The organism is Streptomyces sp. NPDC041200 (genome assembly GCF_055591805.1).
In genome coordinates this window covers 1-19,041 of the sequence record NZ_JBVIZF010000066.1, presented here as the reverse complement: position 1 = coordinate 19,041, position 19,041 = coordinate 1, and the positions used below count along the sequence as shown (strand labels likewise).

General features: G+C 71.4%; 10 protein-coding genes. 5 read left to right on the top strand and 5 right to left on the bottom strand.

Annotated features, from left to right (window positions below):
• Positions 1–49: 49 nt before the first annotated feature.
• The gene (locus ACZ6CL_RS41290; RefSeq protein ID WP_468946319.1) at positions 50–1,168 is read left to right on the top strand and encodes a PP2C family protein-serine/threonine phosphatase; all 1,119 of its coding nucleotides are present in this window, start codon (positions 50–52) and stop codon (positions 1,166–1,168) included.
• Positions 1,169–1,199: 31 nt separating this feature from the next.
• A complete protein-coding gene (locus ACZ6CL_RS41285; protein ID WP_468946318.1) occupies positions 1,200–3,737 on the top strand; it encodes an ATP-dependent Clp protease ATP-binding subunit in 2,538 nt (845 codons plus the stop codon).
• A 37-nt stretch (positions 3,738–3,774) separates the two neighbouring features.
• On the opposite strand, the gene ACZ6CL_RS41280 is transcribed toward ACZ6CL_RS41285, so the two are convergent.
• Positions 3,775–4,950 carry a CapA family protein gene (locus ACZ6CL_RS41280; protein ID WP_468946315.1) on the bottom strand — a complete coding sequence of 392 codons (1,176 nt, stop codon included), beginning with the start codon at positions 4,948–4,950 and terminating at the stop codon, positions 3,775–3,777.
• Between the two features lie 424 nt (positions 4,951–5,374).
• Here ACZ6CL_RS41280 and ACZ6CL_RS41275 point away from each other — a divergent pair, with 424 nt between their 5' ends.
• Positions 5,375–5,518 carry a class I SAM-dependent methyltransferase gene (locus ACZ6CL_RS41275; protein WP_468946313.1) on the top strand — a complete coding sequence of 48 codons (144 nt, stop codon included), beginning with the start codon at positions 5,375–5,377 and terminating at the stop codon, positions 5,516–5,518.
• A gap of 86 nt (positions 5,519–5,604) precedes the next feature.
• On the opposite strand, the gene ACZ6CL_RS41270 is transcribed toward ACZ6CL_RS41275, so the two are convergent.
• The 4 genes from ACZ6CL_RS41270 to ACZ6CL_RS41255 form a co-directional block, all read right to left on the bottom strand.
• Positions 5,605–7,491, bottom strand: coding sequence for a Xaa-Pro dipeptidyl-peptidase (locus ACZ6CL_RS41270; protein WP_468946311.1), 1,887 nt, complete (start codon positions 7,489–7,491; stop codon positions 5,605–5,607).
• Positions 7,492–7,591: 100 nt separating this feature from the next.
• A complete protein-coding gene (locus ACZ6CL_RS41265) occupies positions 7,592–7,816 on the bottom strand; it encodes a DUF5988 family protein (protein ID WP_468946309.1) in 225 nt (74 codons plus the stop codon).
• Between the two features lie 12 nt (positions 7,817–7,828).
• Positions 7,829–8,569, bottom strand: coding sequence for an AfsR/SARP family transcriptional regulator (locus tag ACZ6CL_RS41260; RefSeq protein ID WP_468946306.1), 741 nt, complete (start codon positions 8,567–8,569; stop codon positions 7,829–7,831).
• Between the two features lie 660 nt (positions 8,570–9,229).
• Positions 9,230–10,042, bottom strand: coding sequence for an SAM-dependent methyltransferase (locus tag ACZ6CL_RS41255; RefSeq protein ID WP_468946304.1), 813 nt, complete (start codon positions 10,040–10,042; stop codon positions 9,230–9,232).
• Positions 10,043–10,286: 244 nt separating this feature from the next.
• Between ACZ6CL_RS41255 and ACZ6CL_RS41250 the strand changes: the two genes are divergently transcribed.
• Positions 10,287–17,528: a type I polyketide synthase gene (locus tag ACZ6CL_RS41250; RefSeq protein ID WP_468946303.1), complete on the top strand. Its 7,242-nt coding sequence runs from the start codon at positions 10,287–10,289 to the stop codon at positions 17,526–17,528.
• A 42-nt stretch (positions 17,529–17,570) separates the two neighbouring features.
• A partial coding sequence (locus ACZ6CL_RS41245) for a type I polyketide synthase (RefSeq protein WP_468946301.1) occupies positions 17,571–19,041 on the top strand: 1,471 nt, incomplete at its 3' end.

The following is a 19,041-nucleotide window of genomic DNA, read 5'->3' as shown; positions in this document are numbered from 1 at the left end:
GACGAAACGGGGGTGGCGCGGGAGGCCGGAAGAGGCGTAAGTAGTAGATGTGGATATTCGGCAGGGTCCCCTGGAACTCGGCCGGCCAGGGCAGCAGGGGAGACGGGCCCTGGTCGCGATCCCCCTGGCACTCATCGTCCTGATCGTGCTGGGCGATGTGTTCGGCCCCGCGAGCGTCCGGCTCAGCCCCCTGCTGATCGCCGCCCCCGCCATGACCGCGTCCTTCGCCGGACCGCTGCTCACCGGCAGTATCGGCCTGGTGGCCGTGGGCGCCCAGATCGGGATCAACGCCGGGCAGGACCGGCTGACCGCGCCCAACCGGATGGCCGAACTCTTCACCCTGATCCTCGTCTCCGCCCTCATCGTGCTCTTCCGCACCGTGCTCGACCGCCACGCCCGCGAGCTGAGCCGGGTCCGGGCGGTGGCCGACGTGGCGCAGAAAGTCCTGCTGCGCCCGCTGCCCGACCGGGTCGGGCCGTTGCGCATCGCCTCCGTCTACCTCGCCGCCGAGCCGGGCGCGGAGATAGGCGGCGACCTGTACGCGGCGGCCCGTACCTCGAACGGCACCCGCCTGATCATCGGCGATGTGCGCGGCAGCGGGCTCACCGCCGTCGCGGACGCCTCCCTGGTGCTCGGCGCCTTCCGCGCGATCGCTCACTGGCCCGTACCGCTGCCCGAACTCGTCTCCCACCTGGACGCCGCCCTGTCCGCGGAGCGCACCGAACCCGCCGACCGGGCGCCGGGAGCGGGGGAGTCGTTCGTCACCGCCGCCGTCCTGGAGATCCCCGACGACCAGCCGGTGGTACGGATGGTCAACTGCGGACACCCACCGCCGTTCCTGCTGCGCGATGCCACCATCAAGGCCCTCGAGGGCCGCGCCCCCGCCCTGCCCCTGGGCCTCGGCCACCTGGCGGCCGGCCGCTACCGGGTCGAGGACTACCCGTTCGAACCGGGTGATCTGCTGCTCCTGTACACCGACGGTGTGATCGAGGCGCGCGACGCCGACGGCACCTTCTACCCGCTCACCGAACGGCTCCAGACCTGGGACGGCGACGGACCCCGGGGGTTCGTGGACCACCTGCGCCGCGACCTGCTCGCCCACATCGGAGGCCATCAGGGCGACGACGCGGCCCTGGTCGTCCTCGAACGCCGCCACCCGGAAAGCTGAGCATCGCGCGAACCACCGCTAAAGTAGTGATATGGGCAGCGGGAACGATGGCCCTGACGACTTCGGGCCAGACCCACTCGGCGACTTCCTCGCACGCTTCCTCGGAACCGGGCCCGGCGGGCAGCGGTCCGACCGGCATGTCGACTTCGGCCGGCTCATGAGCGAGACCGCACGTCACCTCGTCTCATCCGCCGCGTCGTACGCCGCCGAACACGGCAGCACCGACCTCGACACCGAACACCTGCTGCGGGCGGCGCTCAGCGCCGAACCGACCCGCACCATGGTCTCCCGCGCCGGGGCCGACCCCGACCGGCTCGCCGCCGAGATCGACCGGCAGGCGGGGGACGGCCCGCCACGCGGCTCGGTCGCCGTCACCCCCGCCGTCAAGCGGGCGCTGCTCGACGCCCACGAGATCGCCCGGGCCCGCGGCTCCTCGTACATCGGCCCCGAACACGTACTGATCGCCCTCGCCGCAAACCGGGACTCCACCGCCGGGCAGATCCTCCACGCCGCCCACTTCGAACCCCGTGGCGGGCCCCCGGCGGGCCGGCCGGCCCCGGCCTCCGGCGCCGACCAGCGGCCGGTGGCGGACCGCCGCGGCACCCCGACCCTCGACCGGTACGGCCGCGATCTGACCGACCTGGCCCGGGAGGGCCGCGTCGACCCGGTGATCGGCCGCGACGAGGAGATCGAGCAGAGCATCGAGATCCTGGCCCGGCGCGGCAAGAACAACCCCGTCCTGATCGGCGAGGCGGGCGTCGGCAAGACCGCCGTCGTCGAGGGGCTGGCCCAGCGCATCGCCGACGGCGACGTGCCGGACATCCTCCTCGGCCGCCGCGTCATCCAGCTCGACTTCGCTGGCGTCGTGGCCGGGACCCGCTACCGCGGCGACTTCGAACAGCGCCTCACCGCCATCATCGACGAGATCCGCGCCCACTCCGACGAACTCATCGTCTTCATCGACGAACTGCACACCGTCGTCGGCGCGGGCGGCGGCTCCGAGGGCGGCACCATGGACGCCGGAAACCTGCTCAAGCCCGCCCTCTCCCGCGGCGAGCTGCATGTCATCGGCGCCAGCACACTCCAGGAGTACCGCCAGTACATCGAGAAGGACGCGGCCCTCGCCCGCCGCTTCCAGCCCATCATGGTCCCCGAACCCACCCCCACGGCCGCCGTCTCCATCCTGCACGGGCTCCGCGACCGCCACGAGGCACACCACCAGGTCCGCTACACCGACGAGGCGCTGTTCGCGGCCGTCGAACTCGCCGACCGCTACCTCGCCGACCGCTTCCTCCCGGACAAGGCCATCGACCTGATGGACCAGGCCGGGGCCCGGGTACGGCTGCGCTCCAGCGCCCGCGGCACCGATCTGCGCGCCCTGGAGCGCGAGGTCGAACAGCTGACCCGCGACAAGGACCAGGCCGTCGCCGCCGAGCAGTACGAGCGCGCCACCTCACTGCGCGACCGCCTCGCCGAACTCGGCGCCCGTATCACCGAGGGATCCGGCGCCCAGTTCCACGGCTCCCGGGTCTCCGAGGTCACCGTCGAGGACATCGCCGACATCGTCTCCCGGCAGACCGGCATCCCCGTCAGCAGCCTCACCCAGGAGGAGCGCGAGCGGCTGCTCGGCCTGGAAGAGCACCTCCACAAGCGGGTCATCGGCCAGGAGGAGGCCGTCGCCGCCGTCTCCGACGCCGTGCTGCGCTCCCGGGCCGGACTCGCCGACCCCCACCGCCCCAGCGGCAGCTTCCTCTTCCTCGGCCCCACCGGCGTCGGCAAGACCGAACTCGCCCGTGCCCTGGCCGAGGCGCTCTTCGGAAGCGAGGACCGGATGGTCCGGCTCGACATGAGCGAATACCAGGAGAAGCACACCGTCAGCCGACTCGTCGGCGCGCCACCCGGATACGTCGGCCACGAGGAGGCCGGACAGCTGACCGAGGCGGTGCGCAGGCAGCCGTACGCGCTGCTGCTCATGGACGAGGTGGAAAAGGCCCACGCGGACGTGTTCAACATCCTGCTCCAGGTACTCGACGACGGCAGGCTGACCGACGCCCAGGGCCGCACCATCGACTTCAAGAACACCGTCATCGTCATGACCAGCAACCTCGGCTCCGAGGCCATCACCGGCCGCGGCTCCGTCCTCGGCTTCGGCGGTGGCGACGCCGAGACCGACGAGGCCGCCCGCCGCGAGCGGGTGCTGCGCCCGCTGCGGGAACACTTCCGTCCCGAATTCCTCAACCGCATCGACGAGATCGTGATCTTCCGCAGGCTCGCCGACGAACAGCTGCGCCAGATCACCGATGTGCTGCTGGAGGAGACCCGCCGCCGGATGCGCGCCCAGGACATTCCCCTCGACTTCACCCCCGCCGCGGTCGACTGGCTGGCCCGCCACGGCCACCAGCCGGAGTACGGCGCCCGCCCGCTGCGCCGTACGATCCAGCGTGAGGTCGACAACCCGCTCTCCCGGATGCTGCTCGGCGGCGAGCTGCGGCCGCACAGCCCGGTCGAAGTCGACGTGGAGAACGACGCGCTGGCGTTCCACATCGAGCAGGAGCCCGCGGCCACGTGACCGTTGGGACCATCTGACCGTCAAGACCATCTGACCGTCAGCGCCCCATGGTGAGGCCGTCCTTCTGCGCGCCCCGGCTGAGGACCGCTTCCCGGATGGTGGACAGTGCGTGGGTGTAGTGGCTGTCGCCGGGGCTCTTCTCCAGCGCCCGGGGGAGGTTGACCACGGTGATCGGGTCGTTGTCCACGGCGTGCGGGACGAACTCCGCCTTCGCCACCTCCCACGGCTTGCCCTCGGCGGTGGGCGGGGTGAAGGTGAAGCGGGCCGCCGAGCCCATCTGGCCGCGCTCGTCCGGCATGATGCCCGCGACCTGGTCGCCCATGCCGTAGACCACCCAGGTGCCGTTGACCTTCTCGTAGGCCTGGGGGACATGGGCGTGGGTGCCGATGATGAGGTCGATGTCGCGGCGGCCGTGGCTCCGGGACGCGGTGAGCTTCTTGGCCAGGGACAGCTGGAGCTTGTCCGGCGCCTGCTGCCACTCGGTGCCCCAGTGTGTGCTCACCACGACCACATCCGCCCCCGCGCGGCGGGCGGCCCGGGCGTCCTTGATGATGCGCTCGGCGTCGATGAGGTTGACGAGCCAGGGCTTCCCCTCGGGCACCGGGATGCCATTGGTGCCGTACGCGTAGGCGAGCTGGGCCACCTTGGCGCCACCGGCCTCCATGAGGGCCGGGGCGGTGCTCTCCCGGGCGGACCGGCCCGATCCGGTGTGCTGGACACCGGCCTTGTCCAGGGCGTCGAGGGTGCGGGTCACGCCCTCCGTCCCGGCGTCCAGCGTGTGGTTGGAGGCCGTGGAGCAGGAGTCGTAGCCGAGTTTCCTGATCGCGTCGGCGATCTGGGGCGGGGTCTTGAACGTGGGGTATCCGGTGAACGGTCCGCCCGCCGCGCCGTACACCGTCTCCATGTGGCAGATCGCCAGATCGGCTTGGGCGACCACGGGCGCGGCACCGACCAGCATGCGATGGAAGTCGTAGCCCTCGCCGCCCGAGTCCGCGCGGGCCTGACGGATGACGGAGGCGTGGGCGAGGAGATCACCGGTGGCCACCAGGGTGAACTTCTTCTGCGGCTCGGCCCGCGCCGCACCCGCTGTCTCGGAGGGCTTCTGCTCGGCGTGGCCGATGGCGGGGTCGTCGCCACTGCCACATGCGGTGGCGGCGGTGGCGAGCAGGATGGCCGCGAATATCGCCGTTCGGTGGCGTCGGTGAGGGAACACGTTGCACTCCGCACTCACGAGGGGCAAATGGGTGGATTGTCGTATTTATATGCACGACAAAAGATCACCCAGCGGAGCGGTGCCGAGCTTCACTGGAACGGCAGACCGGATCCACCCGATGAGCCCCCTCGGGCCCGTGCGGTATCGGCTGAATGGGCGTACTCGTGCGGAGGCGGCAGAGTGTTCGGCGATGTGCTGGCGCTGCGCATCCTCGGCCCGGACGCCGACAATCCGGTCCTCGCGGCGGCGTTCGACCCCGGGCGGGAGGCGATCCGGCCGGGCCTGGCCGCCCGGGCGCGTTTCGCCGAGGACGCGGTGGCGGCCTCGGCCGGACGTGTCGTACGGCAGGTGGTGATGCTGGACACCTACGGCTGCCGCGCCCCAACAGGACGCCGGATTACGGGTGTGCGAGGAACGCCAGGGCTTGGCCGACGGCTTGGCGGCGGCGGGCTTCGCCCCAGGCCGCCCGGCGTTCGTCAGCTGGCTCGGTGTCGTCCCGTATCTGACCCGGGCGGCGGTGCTCGTCACGCTCGGCAGATCGCCACACTGGCGGGCGGCCTGGGGCTGACCGTCGCGGAGGACATCCGCTACGGGGCCCAGGCCGCCCGATACGGGGGTGGCGCGGGGGACCGTCAGCGGGGGCGGGCGCGCATCTCATCCACGCCGTGCGGCGGCCATCGGCACGGTGATCCGGCTGGCGGCCAGATCGACGGTCACCTTCGCCCCGGTGGGGTCCTCGAAGTAGAGGAAGTCGGCGTCGGTGCCCGCCAGGACGAGTCCGAGCAGGTGGCCGGGCTTGACCTGGTAGTCGCCTGGCAGCGTCTGCCACGCGACGCGGTAGGACGCACCCGGGGTCAGCGGTTCGGGTGTGGTCAGCGAGTGGCGGTTCTGCGCGTCCATCCAGCCACGGGCGATCACCTCGGAGGGGGCGCGCACCGTCACATTGGCCGTCTTCTTGTAGCACGCGTCGTCCGCGTCGGTGCTCTCGCCGTGGCAGGACTCCTCGGTGAGCCCGCGCAGCCCGTCGTGGATGCCGTTCAGGGGATCGTTGCGCGCCCAGTCGATGCGTTCGCCCTCGCCGTAGTCGACCAGGAGCGCGGTGAGGTTCGACGTCGGCTTGTCGAGCGTGACCCTGAGGTCCACGGCGGGGGTGCCCGAGATCCGTGTGCCGGTGCGCAGCGGCTCGGTGAGGAACGCGAGTCGGCCGGGCCGGGCGGTGGCCGGGTCGGCGGTGAGGTCCGCCTCGTTCAGCTTGAGATCGGTGAAGGTCCCGGTGCCGGTTGCGGGGCGGAGCGCCAGTGAGCCGTCGGGCCCGGGGTGCAGGGACGCCGGGGAGGTGTGGGCGGGCCAGTCGGCCTGGGTGGTCCAGGTGTCCGGACCGGTCTGCAGGTCGACCCGGGGCTCGGTCATGATGCCGTTCCGGATGCCGTACAGCCAGTGGTCGAACCATCGGTGCACGGTGTCGACCCAGCGGGCGCGCCGCCCGGGCCAGTCGAACGGGTCGGTGTGGCCGTAGCGTCCGAGCCACAGTTTGCGCGGTACGTCGCGCTCGGCCAGCGGGGCCCACCAGTCGGCGAACTGGTCGATCCGCACGTTGTAGTCGCTGAGGTCGTGGACGGCGAACACGCTCGCCCGCACCTTGCTCACCTGGGGAGCCGGTGGCGCGAGGTAGTCCCGCTCCTTCCAGTGGGCGTTGTAGTTGCCGGTGGCGTCGTCCTCGCCCGCGGCCAGGCCGTCGCGCACCGCCTGGCACTTGGCGGGCGGATCGGAGTCCAGCGAACCGGCCAGCCAGGGTCCGAACCCGTTCCAGTGCTTGGCGCCGTTCGTCCGGGCGAACTCGTACCAGGAGCTGATCCCGGAGATCGGGACGATCGTCTCCAGCCCCTTCACCCCGGTGCCCGCCACGGCGTTCGCCAGGGTCCCCTCATAGGAGTGGCCGATCATCCCGGTCTTGCCGCTCGACCACGTGGCCTTCGCCTCGCTGCCATCGGCCCGGTAAGCGGTGGCCCGGCCGTTCAGCCAGTCGATCGCCGAGGTGGCGGCGGCGACATCGGCCTTGCCACCGATGGTCGGGCAGCCGTCGGATCTGCCGGTGCCGGTCACGTCGACATCGACGACGGCGTAGCCACGGGGCACGAAGTAGTTGTCATAGAAGAGGGGAAACTTGGACGGGTTCGCGCCGCCCTCGGCGTCGTAGGTCTTCTTCTCCGCCTCGAAGCCCCGGCCGACGGTGTCGTTGTACGGGCTGGCCAGCATGATGGCCGGGACCTTGAGGCCCTGCTCGGTCTCCCGGGGCCGGATGATGTCCACGGCCACGCGGTCCTTGGCGCCGTCGCCGTCGCTGTCGACGGGGGTCTGGACCATGACGTGTTCCCGGATGGCGTCCCGGTAGGAGAACACCGGCTGGGTACGGCCATCGGACACGGTGACCGAGGGCCGGGCGGAGGGGCGGGCCGCGGCGGGCCCGGTGGCGACGGCGGCGAGGGACGTCGATATGGCGACCGCGGCGACCGCGGCCCCTCGCCATCGTGGAATGAGCACGCGGTCCTCCTGATCGCATGGGGCCTGTCCCGCCGAAGGGTGCCGGACCGATGGACAAGCGGTCCGGCACCCCTCGGCGGAGGTTTTCCGACCCCGGCGGCTACTCGGCTATTTTGGTGCGCATGATCCAGCGAAAGACCGCCGGGATGAGATCGCCGTCAACGAGTTCGAAATGCTCGTATCCGTTGCGATGCTGGATTTTGAGCTTCCGGGTGGCAAGGGACGACTGACCGGTCCGATGCGCCCGGGGGAGATCGTCCGGCCCCCCTTCGAGGATGACCTCGATCGGTACGCCGTCGGGAAAATACGTGCTCTGTTCCGTCACCTGTTCACCTCTTTACGCGGGAACGTGCAGTTCGAGCCGGTCATCCGAGGTGAGGATGGCCCGCTGCATGTCCTGGAGCGCCCGGCATGGTTCGAGTCCGAGTTCCTCGTTGAGCGTCTTCCGGGCCGCTTGATACACATGCAGGGCGTCCGCCCGGCGGCCGCATCGGTAGAGCGCCAGCATCAGCTGACGGTGCAGCGCCTCCCGCAGTGGATGCTCGGTGGTCAGTTGGTACAGATCACTCACGAGCTCGCGATGGCGCCCGAGCATCAGCCGTGAATCGGTCAGCATCTCGACACATTCCAGACGGGCTTCCTTCAGCCAGGTCTGAAATCCCTCGAGAATCGGCCCGTGGCAGACATCGTCCAGCAGCGGGTCGCGCCAGAGGTCGAGCGCGCTTTCGAAACTGGTCGTGGCCTGCTTGTAGCGTCGCTCCCGGAGGTGATCCCGGCCCTCGCTCACCAGCCGTTCGAAACAGTGGAAGTCGAGATCATCCGGACCCAGCCGCAGGACGTATCCCGGAGGGCGGGTGAGAACCGGGCTTTCGCTCTGATGGGGCCGGCGCAGGAACTTGCGAATCTGGGAGACATACACATGAAGACCCGCGATCGCCCGGCGAGGCGGATCCTGGCCCCAGATCTCCGTGATGAGCTGGTCGATCGGGACCACCTGATCCGCGCGGACCAGGAGGACGGTCAACAGGACTTCGATCTTCCGTGCCCTGATGGATAATTTCCGCCCCTCCTCGACCACACGGAGAGGCCCCATGATCTCATATCGCACTGCTTGCCCCGTCCCAGTCGCCGATGCGTGCGGTCATGGGACAGTCGGCCCCGTTGCCGGAAATCCCCGCGAGATTCTTTGTGTTTCCCTGCCCGCCCTGGGGTGGCGCCTGTCTGTTGGAGACGAACGAATGTGCGGGCCCGTGTCGCATATGTGCCGCCGAGCCGCCCGCCTGTGGGAAGTGGACCGGCTGTTTATCGCTGCACGGGGACGGACAGTGCTGCCGGTTCCGCTTACTCACGTCGTTCGCGACTGCCATTACTCACCCCTCTTTATCACGGACCTGCCGGTGATTCAGAAACCACGACTCCGCAGTTCACTGCCCTTGGCAGGTGCCCTTCGTTCTAAGCGACTCCTATGACTACCCACCTCACCTAGAGTCCGGATGGATGCGCACTAGAGGCGCCCTCGCGGGGAAAGGCGCGCATTTCGATACCGTGTGGAAGATCAGAGTCCGGATATCGTCGGCCTTGAGTGGCGGTCAGCGAATGACAATACGCTGACCGAGTCGACGGGTTCAAGCGCGCCATGCCCAAAGCGGCGTCGAATCGGCTCCGTTGATGAGAAGTGGGTAATTGCGGGACTTCGGGAACCGGTCACCCCGTGGAAACCGGCCCCCGGAATCCTTGGTCAAGGCTTGTGAGCCACCACGATCGCGCAACCGGCGCTGGGCACCGTGGGCAGCGCCGACTTCGCGGCGTCGAGCACTTCCTGCACGCTGACCCCGTGCCGCTCCTCGAACTCCCGGCGGCACTTCAGGATGCCGTCGATCATGCGGTTGGCGGTGTCCTTGGTGTGCTCGGTGACGTCCGTCAGCTCGTCCAGCACCAGTCCGGCGTCGCTGATCAGACCGGGCCAGTCGCTCATCCGGGTCAGCGAGGTGACCGTGCCGGGATCGTCCTTGGGCTGATAGCTGTCATCGCCCGGCGGCGTCACATCCGTCAGCACCAGCCGGCCACCGGGAACCAGCACCCGGGCGATCTCGCGCAGCGCCGTGGGCCGGTGCATATGGTTGATGGATTCGAATGCGAGTACGGCGTCGAAGGACGCTTCCCCGAGCGGCATGGCCATGGCGTCGGCGTACCGGAACGACACCTGGTCGGACATGTGTGCGGCGCACGCCGCTTCGGTCGCCTGCCTGACCTGAAGCTCGCTGATGGTGATCCCCAGAACACCGGCCCCGGTCGTCGACGCCACCCGCAGCGCGGGCTTGCCGATACCGCAGCCCACGTCCAGCACCCGGTCTCCCGGGCCCACCCGCAGCCGTTCGATGAGCAGATCGGTGAAGCGGTCCGTCGCCTCCTGGACCGAGCTGGTGTCGGACGGACCGTCCCAGTAGCCGAAGTGGAAGTTGTCGTCCCACGCCATCTGCAGCAGCGGTCCGAGCGAACTGTAGTAGTCCGACACCTGGCCGCCTGGCGGCGCGGGTGATGGGGATGTCATGGCACTCCTCCTGTGTGCTCGGCGCTCCGGTCGGCCGTCAAGTGGCCACTGGGGCTCACCTGTTAAGCGATGGTCCGGGGTTCCGGTAACGCGTCTCTAAAGTGACCGGCCGCGGGCATTTGGTGTGCCTTTAGAACCGCGCCCCACGATGGGCCACGTGCTCGCACCGATCATCAATCCGGAGCGGGAGTGCCGCCCATGAGCAACCACATCCCTGCCTATTCCGAGCGCCGTACGTGGTGTGATGGCTAGCGCCCTGCCCACCCGGCCACCTCAGCCCGCGGAACCCATCGCCGTCGTGGGAATGGCTTGCCGACTGCCCCACGCACCCAGCCCGTCAGCCTTCTGGCGGCTGCTGCGGCAGGGCCGCCACGCCATCACCGCGATGCCCGCCGACCGCCGCCACCCCGACACCCCGGCGGCTCCTTCCCCTACGTGGTACGGCGGATTCCTGGACCACGTCGACACGTTCGACGCCGAGTTCTTCGGCATCCCGCCGCGCGAAGCGGTGGCCATGGACCCTCAGCAGCGGCTGATGCTCGAACTCAGCTGGGAGGCGTTCGAGGACGCCGGAATCCGCCCCGAGACGCTGAAGGACACCGCCACCGGTGTCTTCGTCGGCGCCATCTGGGACGAGTACGCGGCCGTGCTGCGCCGCCACCGGCCCCTCGCGAGCACCCGGCACGCCATGACCGGCGTACACCGCAGCATCATCGCCAACCGGATCTCCCACGGCTACGGGCTGCGCGGCCCGAGCCTCACCGTCGACACCGCGCAGTCCTCGTCCCTGGTGGCCGTTCACACCGCGTGCGAGAGCCTGCGCCGCCACGAATGCGCCCTGGCGCTGGCAGGTGGCGTCAACCTCATCCTCACCGAGGAGAGCATGGAGGCCGCCGCGGCCCAGTTCGGCGGACTCTCCCCGGACGGCCGCTGCCACACCTTCGACGCGCGTGCCAACGGCTTCGTACGTGGCGAGGGCGGCGGCGCCGTCCTGCTCAAGCCCCTCGCCGCGGCGGTGCGCGACGGCGACCCGGTGTACTGCGTGATCCGTGGCAGCGCCCTCAACAACGACGGAGCCACCGACGGCCTGACCACCCCCGGCCCGGCAGCGCAGGAAGCCGTGGTGCGGCTCGCCCACCAGCGCGCCGGAACCTCACCCGCCGACGTCCAGTACGTCGAACTGCACGGCACCGGCACCCCCGTCGGCGACCCCATCGAGGCCGCGGCGCTCGGCGCCGCCCTCGGCACCACCCGTACGGCGCACAACCCCCTGCCGGTCGGCTCCGCCAAGACCAACGTGGGCCACCTGGAGGGCGCCGCCGGGATCGTCGGACTGCTCAAGTGCGTCCTCAGCATCACCCACCGGCAACTCCCGCCCAGCCTCCACTACGCGACCCCGAACCCGCGCATTCCGCTGGCCCGTCTCGGACTGCGCGTCCACGACGAACTCTCCGCGTGGCCACGGCCGGACCAGCCGCTGGTTGCCGGGGTCAGCTCCTTCGGGATGGGCGGCACCAACTGCCATCTGGTGCTCGCCGAACCACCCGCATCTGCCTCCGCCCCTGTCGCGGCCCCTTCTTCGGCCACGATGCCACCGCTTCCGTCACCGCCCCCGTCCGTCGTCCTGTGGCCACTTTCCGCCAGGACCCCCGAGGCACTGCGCGCCCAGGCCGGGCGGCTGCGCGACCACCTCGCCGCCCACCCCGGCGACGGCACCGCGGACATCGGACACGCGGACATCGGGCAAGCGCTGGCCACCAGCCGGACCGCCTTCGCCCACCGGGCCGTGCTCCTCGGCGACGGCCACCACCCCGACGAGCTGGTGCGCGGGCTCGACGCGCTCGCGCAGGGCACACAGACCGCCGGACTGGTCCGGGGCCGGGTGGCCGAGGGAGGGATCGCCCTGCTCTTCAGCGGCCAGGGCAGCCAGCGCCCCGGCATGGGCCGCGAACTGTACGCCGCGCACCCAGCCTTCGCCGACGCCCTGGACGAGGTCTGCGACACCCTCGCCCCGCACCTCGACCAGCCCCTGCGCGACATCATGTTCGCCGAGCCCGGAACGCCGCGGGCGGCACTGCTGGACCGCACGTCGTACACCCAGCCCGCGCTGTTCGCCCTCGAAGTCGCCCTGTACCGGCTGGTGGCCTCCTGGGGGCTGACGGCCGACTATCTGATGGGGCACTCGGTCGGCGAGATCGCTGCGGCACACGGAGCCGGAGCGTTCTCTCTCCCCGACGCCTGCGCACTGGTGGCCGCCCGAGGCAGGCTCATGCAGTCGGTCACGGCGGACGGGGTGATGGCCGCATGGCAGGCCACTGTGGACCAAGCCACCGACCTGCTGGCCGGTAGGGAGGACCGGATCGGCATCGCCGCCGTCAACGGACCCGCCTCCGTCGTGGTCTCCGGGGACCGGGACACCGTCCACGCCACCACCGCCCTCTGGCGGGAGCGCGGCCACAAGGCGCGTCTGCTCAAGGTCAGCCACGCCTTCCACTCCCCGCACATGGACCGGATCCTCGGCGAACTGCGCGCCGTAGCAGCCTCTTTGACCGTCACCGCACCGGCCATTCCCATCGTCTCCAATGTGACGGGCCGCGTCGCCACCGCCGACCAGCTCGCCTCCCCGGACCACTGGGCCCGCCACGCCCGTGACGCGGTGCGCTTCGCCACCGGAACGCACACCCTCCGCGCGGCGGGCGTCACCACCTTCCTCGAACTCGGACCGGACGCCCAGCTGACCGCCATGGCCCGCGAATGCCTCGCCGAGCACCCCGCCACCGACGACGGCCCCGACCGGCCGCGCCCCCTCGCCGTAGCCGCTCTGCGACGTGACCGGCCGGAGGCGCGCACCTTCGCCACCGCCATGGCCGAAGCACACGTACGCGGCGCCGCCCTCGACTGGGAGCGGGTCTTCGGCGAACCCCGCTCCCGCCCGGTGAGCCTGCCGACGTACGCCTTCCAGCGGCAGCGCTACTGGCCCGGAGCGGAGCCCACGGCCCCGGCCACGGACAGCGCGGCCACCCCGGCGCCGCTGACCGGGCGGCTGGCGGAGCTGACCGGCGCGGAGCGCGACCGCGCCCTGCTTGACGTGGTGCGCGAGGCCTCGGCCGTCGTCCGGGGACACCCCGGCCCGGAGGCCATCGACCCGGCCCTCAGCTTCAAGGAGCTGGGCTTCGACTCCCTCGCGGCCACGGAGCTGAGCGAGCGGCTCAGCGAAGCCACCGGTCTGCCCCTGCTCGCCACGCTCACCTTCGACCACCCCACGCCACTGGCCGTCGCCGCCCATCTGCGCACCCGCGCCGACCGGACCCCGGACGCGCCAACGAGCCTCATGCCCCCGCTACCGGCCGCCACCGCGGCCACCGACGACGATCCCATCGCGGTGGTGGCCATGAGCTGCCGCTACCCCGGCGGCGCCGACACACCAGAGGCGCTGTGGCGGCTGCTGGCCGAGGGCGTGGACGCGATCGGCGCGTTCCCGGGGGACCGGGGCTGGGATCTGGCGGCCCTCTTCGACCCGGACCCCGACCGTCCCGGCACCAGCTATGCCCGTGAGGGCGGATTCCTGTACGACGCCGCGCACTTCGACGCCGAGTTCTTCGGGATCAGCCCGCGCGAGGCCCTGGCCACCGACCCGCAGCAGCGGCTGCTGCTGGAGACCGCGTGGGAGGCGTTCGAACGCGCGGGCATCCGCCCCGACGCGCTGGCGGGCAGCTCGACGGGTGTGTTCGTCGGGGTGACACCCCAGGACTACGGCCCACGGCTGCACGAGGCGCCGAAGGGGCTCGACGGCCATCTGCTGACCGGCAGCACGCCCAGCGTGGTGTCCGGGCGCATCGCCTTCACCTTCGGGCTGGAGGGGCCCGCGGTGACGGTGGACACCGCGTGTTCGTCGTCGCTGGTGGCGCTGCATCTGGCCGCCCAGGCGCTACGGCAGCGGGAGTGCCGGATGGCGCTGGCGGGCGGAGTGGCCGTGATGTCCGCACCGGGCATGTTCACAGGCTTCTCCCGTCAGCGCGGCCTGGCCCCCGACGGCCGGTGCAAGCCGTTCGCGGCGGCCGCGGACGGCACGGGCTGGGGCGAGGGCGCGGGTCTGGTGCTGCTGGAGCGGCTGTCCGACGCGCGGCGCGACGGCCACCCGGTGCTGGCACTCATCCGGGGCTCGGCAGTCAACCAGGATGGTGCGTCCAACGGCCTGACGGCGCCGAACGGGCCGTCGCAGCAACGGGTGATCCGCCGGGCTCTGGCCGCCGCCCGGCTGAGCCCGTCCGAGGTGGACGCGGTGGAAGCACACGGCACCGGCACCACGCTGGGTGACCCGATCGAGGCGCAGGCCCTGCTGGCCACGTACGGGCAGGATCGTCAGACGGACCGCCCCCTGTGGCTCGGATCCATGAAGTCGAACATCGGCCACGCCCAGGCGGCCGCGGGGGTGGCGGGCGTCATCAAGATGGTGATGGCCATGCGGCACGGGCAGCTGCCCGCCACCCTGCACATCGACGAGCCGAGCCCGCACGTCGACTGGAACAGCGGCACCGTACGCCTGCTCACCGAACCGGTCGCCTGGCCGCACGGCGAACATCCCCGCCGCGCGGGTGTCTCCTCCTTCGGCATCAGCGGGACCAACGCCCATCTGATCCTGGAACAGGCTCCGGAGCCGGACGCCGCGACCTGCGCCCGGCCCAGCGGCGGGCCCACGCCCTGGGTGCTGTCGGCGCGTAGCGCGGAGGCGCTGCGCGGGCAGGCCCGCGCGCTGGCCGCCGTACTGGACACCGATCCCGAAGCGTCCGCCACGGAGGTGGGCTGGTCGCTGGTCACCACGCGGTCGGCGTTCGCACACCGGGCGGTGGTGGTCGGCGAGGACCGCGACACGCTGACGGCGGTGGTCCGGGCGCTGGCGGCCGGTGACAGTCACCCGGGCCTCGTGGGCCCCGGCGCGGTATCTCCCGGAGCCGTGGCGGCGGGCGGCCCGGGCCCGGTGCTGGTGTTCCCGGGCCAGGGGTCGCAGTGGCAGGGAATGGGCGCCGAACTCCTCGACACCACACCGGTGTTCGCGGCACGGGTGGCCGCCTGCGAGCGGGCGCTGGCGCCGTACGTGGACTGGTCGCTCACCGATGTGCTGCGCGATACCGGGGAAGCGGCCGACCTGCGCCGGGTCGATGTGGTGCAGCCCGTGCTGTGGGCCGTGATGGTCTCGCTGGCCGCCGTGTGGGCGGAGTACGGAGTGCGCCCGGCCGCCGTCGTGGGCCATAGCCAGGGCGAAATCGCGGCGGCCGTGGTGGCGGGGGCGCTGTCGTTGGAGGACGGCGCGAAGGTCGTGGCCCTGCGCAGCCGGGCGCTGTGCCGACTGGCGGGTGGCGGCGCCATGGCCTCGCTGGGACTGGGCCGGGAGGAGGCGGCCGCTGTGCTGACCGAGCTGGGCGACCGGGCCGCGGCGGTCGTGGTGGCAGTCGTGAACGGGCCCGGATCCACGGTGGTGTCCGGGCCGCCCGGGCAGGTGGCCACCGTGGTGGCCGCCTGCCAGGAGAACGGCGATCGCGCGCGGCTGATCGAGGTGGACTACGCCTCCCACAGCCCCCAGGTAGACCAGATCACGCGGGAGCTGACCCAGCTGCTGGACGGCATCCGTCCGCACACCTCCGCCGACACCGGTGTGGTGTTCCACTCGACGGTGACGGGCGGCCGGGCCCTGCCCGCCGACCTCGACACCGGCTATTGGGTGCGCAACCTGCGCGAACAGGTGCGGTTCGCCGACGCGGTGTATGCGCTTCTGGCCGACGGTCACCGGGCGTTCATCGAGGTCAGCACCCATCCGGTGCTGACCATGGGGATGCGGGAGTGTTTCGAGGAGGCGGATGCCGCCGCCGTCGCCGTACCGACACTGAGGCGTGATCACGGGGGCCGGGCGCAGCTGACGCGCTCGCTGGGGCAGGCGTTCACCGCCGGGGTGGACATCGACTGGACCGCGCTGTTCCCGGCCGACCCGCCGCCCCGTACCGTCGAGCTGCCCACGTACGCGTTTCAACGCGAACGGTACTGGCTGGACGCGCCCGCCCCGCGCGGCGGCGACCCCGCCGACCTCGGCCTCACCTCCGTCGAACACCCCCTGCTGGGCGCCGCCGTGGAGTGCGCCGACGGCAGCGGCCTGATGCTGACCGGGCGCGTCTCCCCTCGGACCCACCCCTGGCTGGGCGAGCACGTGGTGGGTGGAGTGGCGCTGGTGCCGGGCGCCGCGCTGGTGGAATGGGCGCTGCGGGCGGGCGACGAGGCCGGTTGCGGTGAGGTCGAAGAACTGGCGTTCCGGGCCCCGTTGGCGCTGCCCCCCACGGGTGGCCTCCGCGTACAGGTGGCGGTGGGCGCCCGCGCCGACGACGGGCGGCGTGAGGTACGCGTGTACGCCCGCCCGGACGGCGACAGCGCGCGCACGGCGTGGACGTGCCATGCCACGGGCGTACTGCGCCCGTCCGCGCCGGACGACCACACGGCTGGGCCCGGGGTATGGCCACCGGCCGGTGCGCGGCCGGTGGCGGTGGACGGGCTGTACGAACGGATCGCCACCTCGGGGTACGCGTACGGCCCGGCCTTCCAGGGCGTACGCGCGATGTGGCGTGACGGCACGGACGTCCTGGCCGAGGTGGAGTTGCCGGAGGCCGCTGGAGAGCCGGGCGGGTACGGTATCCACCCCGCCCTGCTGGACGCGGTCCTGCAACCGGCGCTCGCGTCCGATGAGGGCCGGGGCCCCGCTGTGGCGCCCGACGAGAACCGGAGCCCGGCCGACGAGCGGCTGTGGCTGCCGTTCACGATGAGCGGCGTGGCCCTCTGGGCGGCCGACGCCACGACCGTACGCGTCCGGCTCTCCCCGCACCGGCAGGGTGCGGACGGCGAGCGCGGGACGCGGGTGGCCGTGTCCGATCCCGCGGGCGCACCGGTGCTCACCATCGACGCGCTCGTGATGCGCCCGGCCACGCCCGAACAGCTGCGGCCCTCGGGTGGCCAGGGTGTGGCCGCAACCACCGCGCCGGTGCCACCGGACGGCGTACGGGGCGGGCGGCGGCGCACCGCGGCCGCCGTGGCCGGCGCGCGGTCGGCCGACTGGACCGCCCGGCTGAGGGGGCTGTCGGCGGCCGAACGGCAACGGGCGGTGCTGCACTTGGTCCGCCAGCACGCCGCCACCGTGCTGGGGCACACCGACCCCGACGCGGTGCACGCCGAGGCCAGCTTCAAGGAGTTGGGCTTCGAGTCCCTGACCGCCGTCGAGTTGCGCGACCGCCTCGCGGCGGCCACCGGACTGCGCCTGCCTGCGGCCCTCATTTTCAGATATCCGACCCCGGAGGGCATCGCGCGCCATTTGGTGCAGCGGCTTTCCCCCGAAGGCAAGGTCCCGACGCAGAAGTCGACGGATGTGATGAACGTCGCGGAAAGGCTGGAGTCCGCGTCCGCGGATCAGGTTCTTGACTTTATCGACAACGAGCTTGGTGTGTCCTGAATGTACCGGGCGCGACGAATGCTGAAGGCCGGGTGACCCCTAGTGGCGAACGAAGAGAAGCTGGTCGAGTATCTCAAGCGGGTCTCCGCTGATCTGCACGATACGCGGCAGCGATTGCGGGAGGCGGAGGAGCGCGTCCAGGAGCCGGTGGCCGTGGTCGGAATGGCCTGCCGCTTCCCGGGCGGGGTCACCTCCCCCGAGGAGTTGTGGGAGCTGCTCAGCGCGGGTGTGGACGCGATCGGGGATTTCCCCACGGACCGTGGCTGGGACCTGGACAACCTCTACCACCCCGATCCCGAGCATTACGGCACCAGTTGTGTCCGCCACGGCGGATTCGTCGAGGCCGATCAATTCGACGCCGCGTTCTTCGGGATCAGCCCGAGGGAAGCGCTGGCGATGGACCCACAACAGCGGCTGGTCCTGGAGATCGCCTGGGAGGCACTGGAACGGGCCGGAATCGACCCTGCCACCCTGAAAGGCACCCGCACCGGCGTCTATACGGGAGTGTCCAGCCAGGACTATCTGGCCCGGGCCCCGCGGATTCCCGAGGGCTTCGAGGGCTACGCCACCACGGGCACACTCACCAGTGTGATCTCGGGCCGGGTGGCCTACACGCTGGGTCTGGAGGGACCGGCGGTGACCGTGGACACCGCGTGTTCCGCCTCGCTCGTGGCCATCCACCTCGCCTGCCAGGCGCTACGTCAGGGCGAATGCACCCTGGCGCTGGGCGGTGGCGTCACCTCGCTCGCCACGCCCGTCATGTTCACCGAGTTCTCCCGGCAGGGGGCGCTGGCCCCGGACGGCCGCTGCAAGTCCTTCGCGGCCACCGCGGACGGCACCGGCTTCTCCGAGGGCGTCGGCCTGGTGGTGCTGGAACGGCTGTCGGACGCGCGGCGCAACGGTCACCGGGTGATGGCGGTGATCCGGGGCTCGGCCATCAACCAGGACGGCGCCTCGAACGGTCTGACCGCGCCCAACGACGTCGCCCAGGAACGCGTCATCGGCCAGGCCCTGGCAAGCGCCCAGCTGTCGCCGCGCGATGTGGACGCGGTGGAGGCCCACGGCACCGGTACGAAGCTGGGCGACCCGATCGAGGCCGAAGCACTGATCGCCACATACGGCCAGGACCGGCCCGCCGATCGCCCGCTGCTGCTGGGCTCGTTGAAGTCCCACATCGGGCACACCCACGCGGCCGCCGGAGTGGCGGGTGTCATCAAGATGGTGACGGCTTTGCGGCATGCGGTCCTGCCCGCGAACCTGCACCTGGACGAGCCGACCCCGCATGTGGAGTGGGAAGGCAGCGGCGTACGGCTGCTCACCGAGCCGACCGCCTGGCCCGCACTGGACCGGCCCCGCCGGGCGGCGGTGTCGTCCTTCGGGATCTCCGGCACCAACGCGCACGTGATCGTGGAGCAGGCGCCGGAGGTACCTGAGGAGGTTGCGGCGGGGGCTGTTGAGGGTGTGGTGCCGTGGGTGGTGTCGGCGCGGAGTGCGGAGGCGTTGCGGGGCCAGG

Coding starts and splice junctions, on each gene's coding strand:
- ACZ6CL_RS41285 (WP_468946318.1), top strand. CDS start 1,200: ATGGGCAGCGGGAACGATGGCCCTGACGACTTCGGGCCAGACCCACTC.
- ACZ6CL_RS41255 (WP_468946304.1), bottom strand. CDS start 10,042: ATGACATCCCCATCACCCGCGCCGCCAGGCGGCCAGGTGTCGGACTAC.
- ACZ6CL_RS41250 (WP_468946303.1), top strand. CDS start 10,287: ATGGCTAGCGCCCTGCCCACCCGGCCACCTCAGCCCGCGGAACCCATC.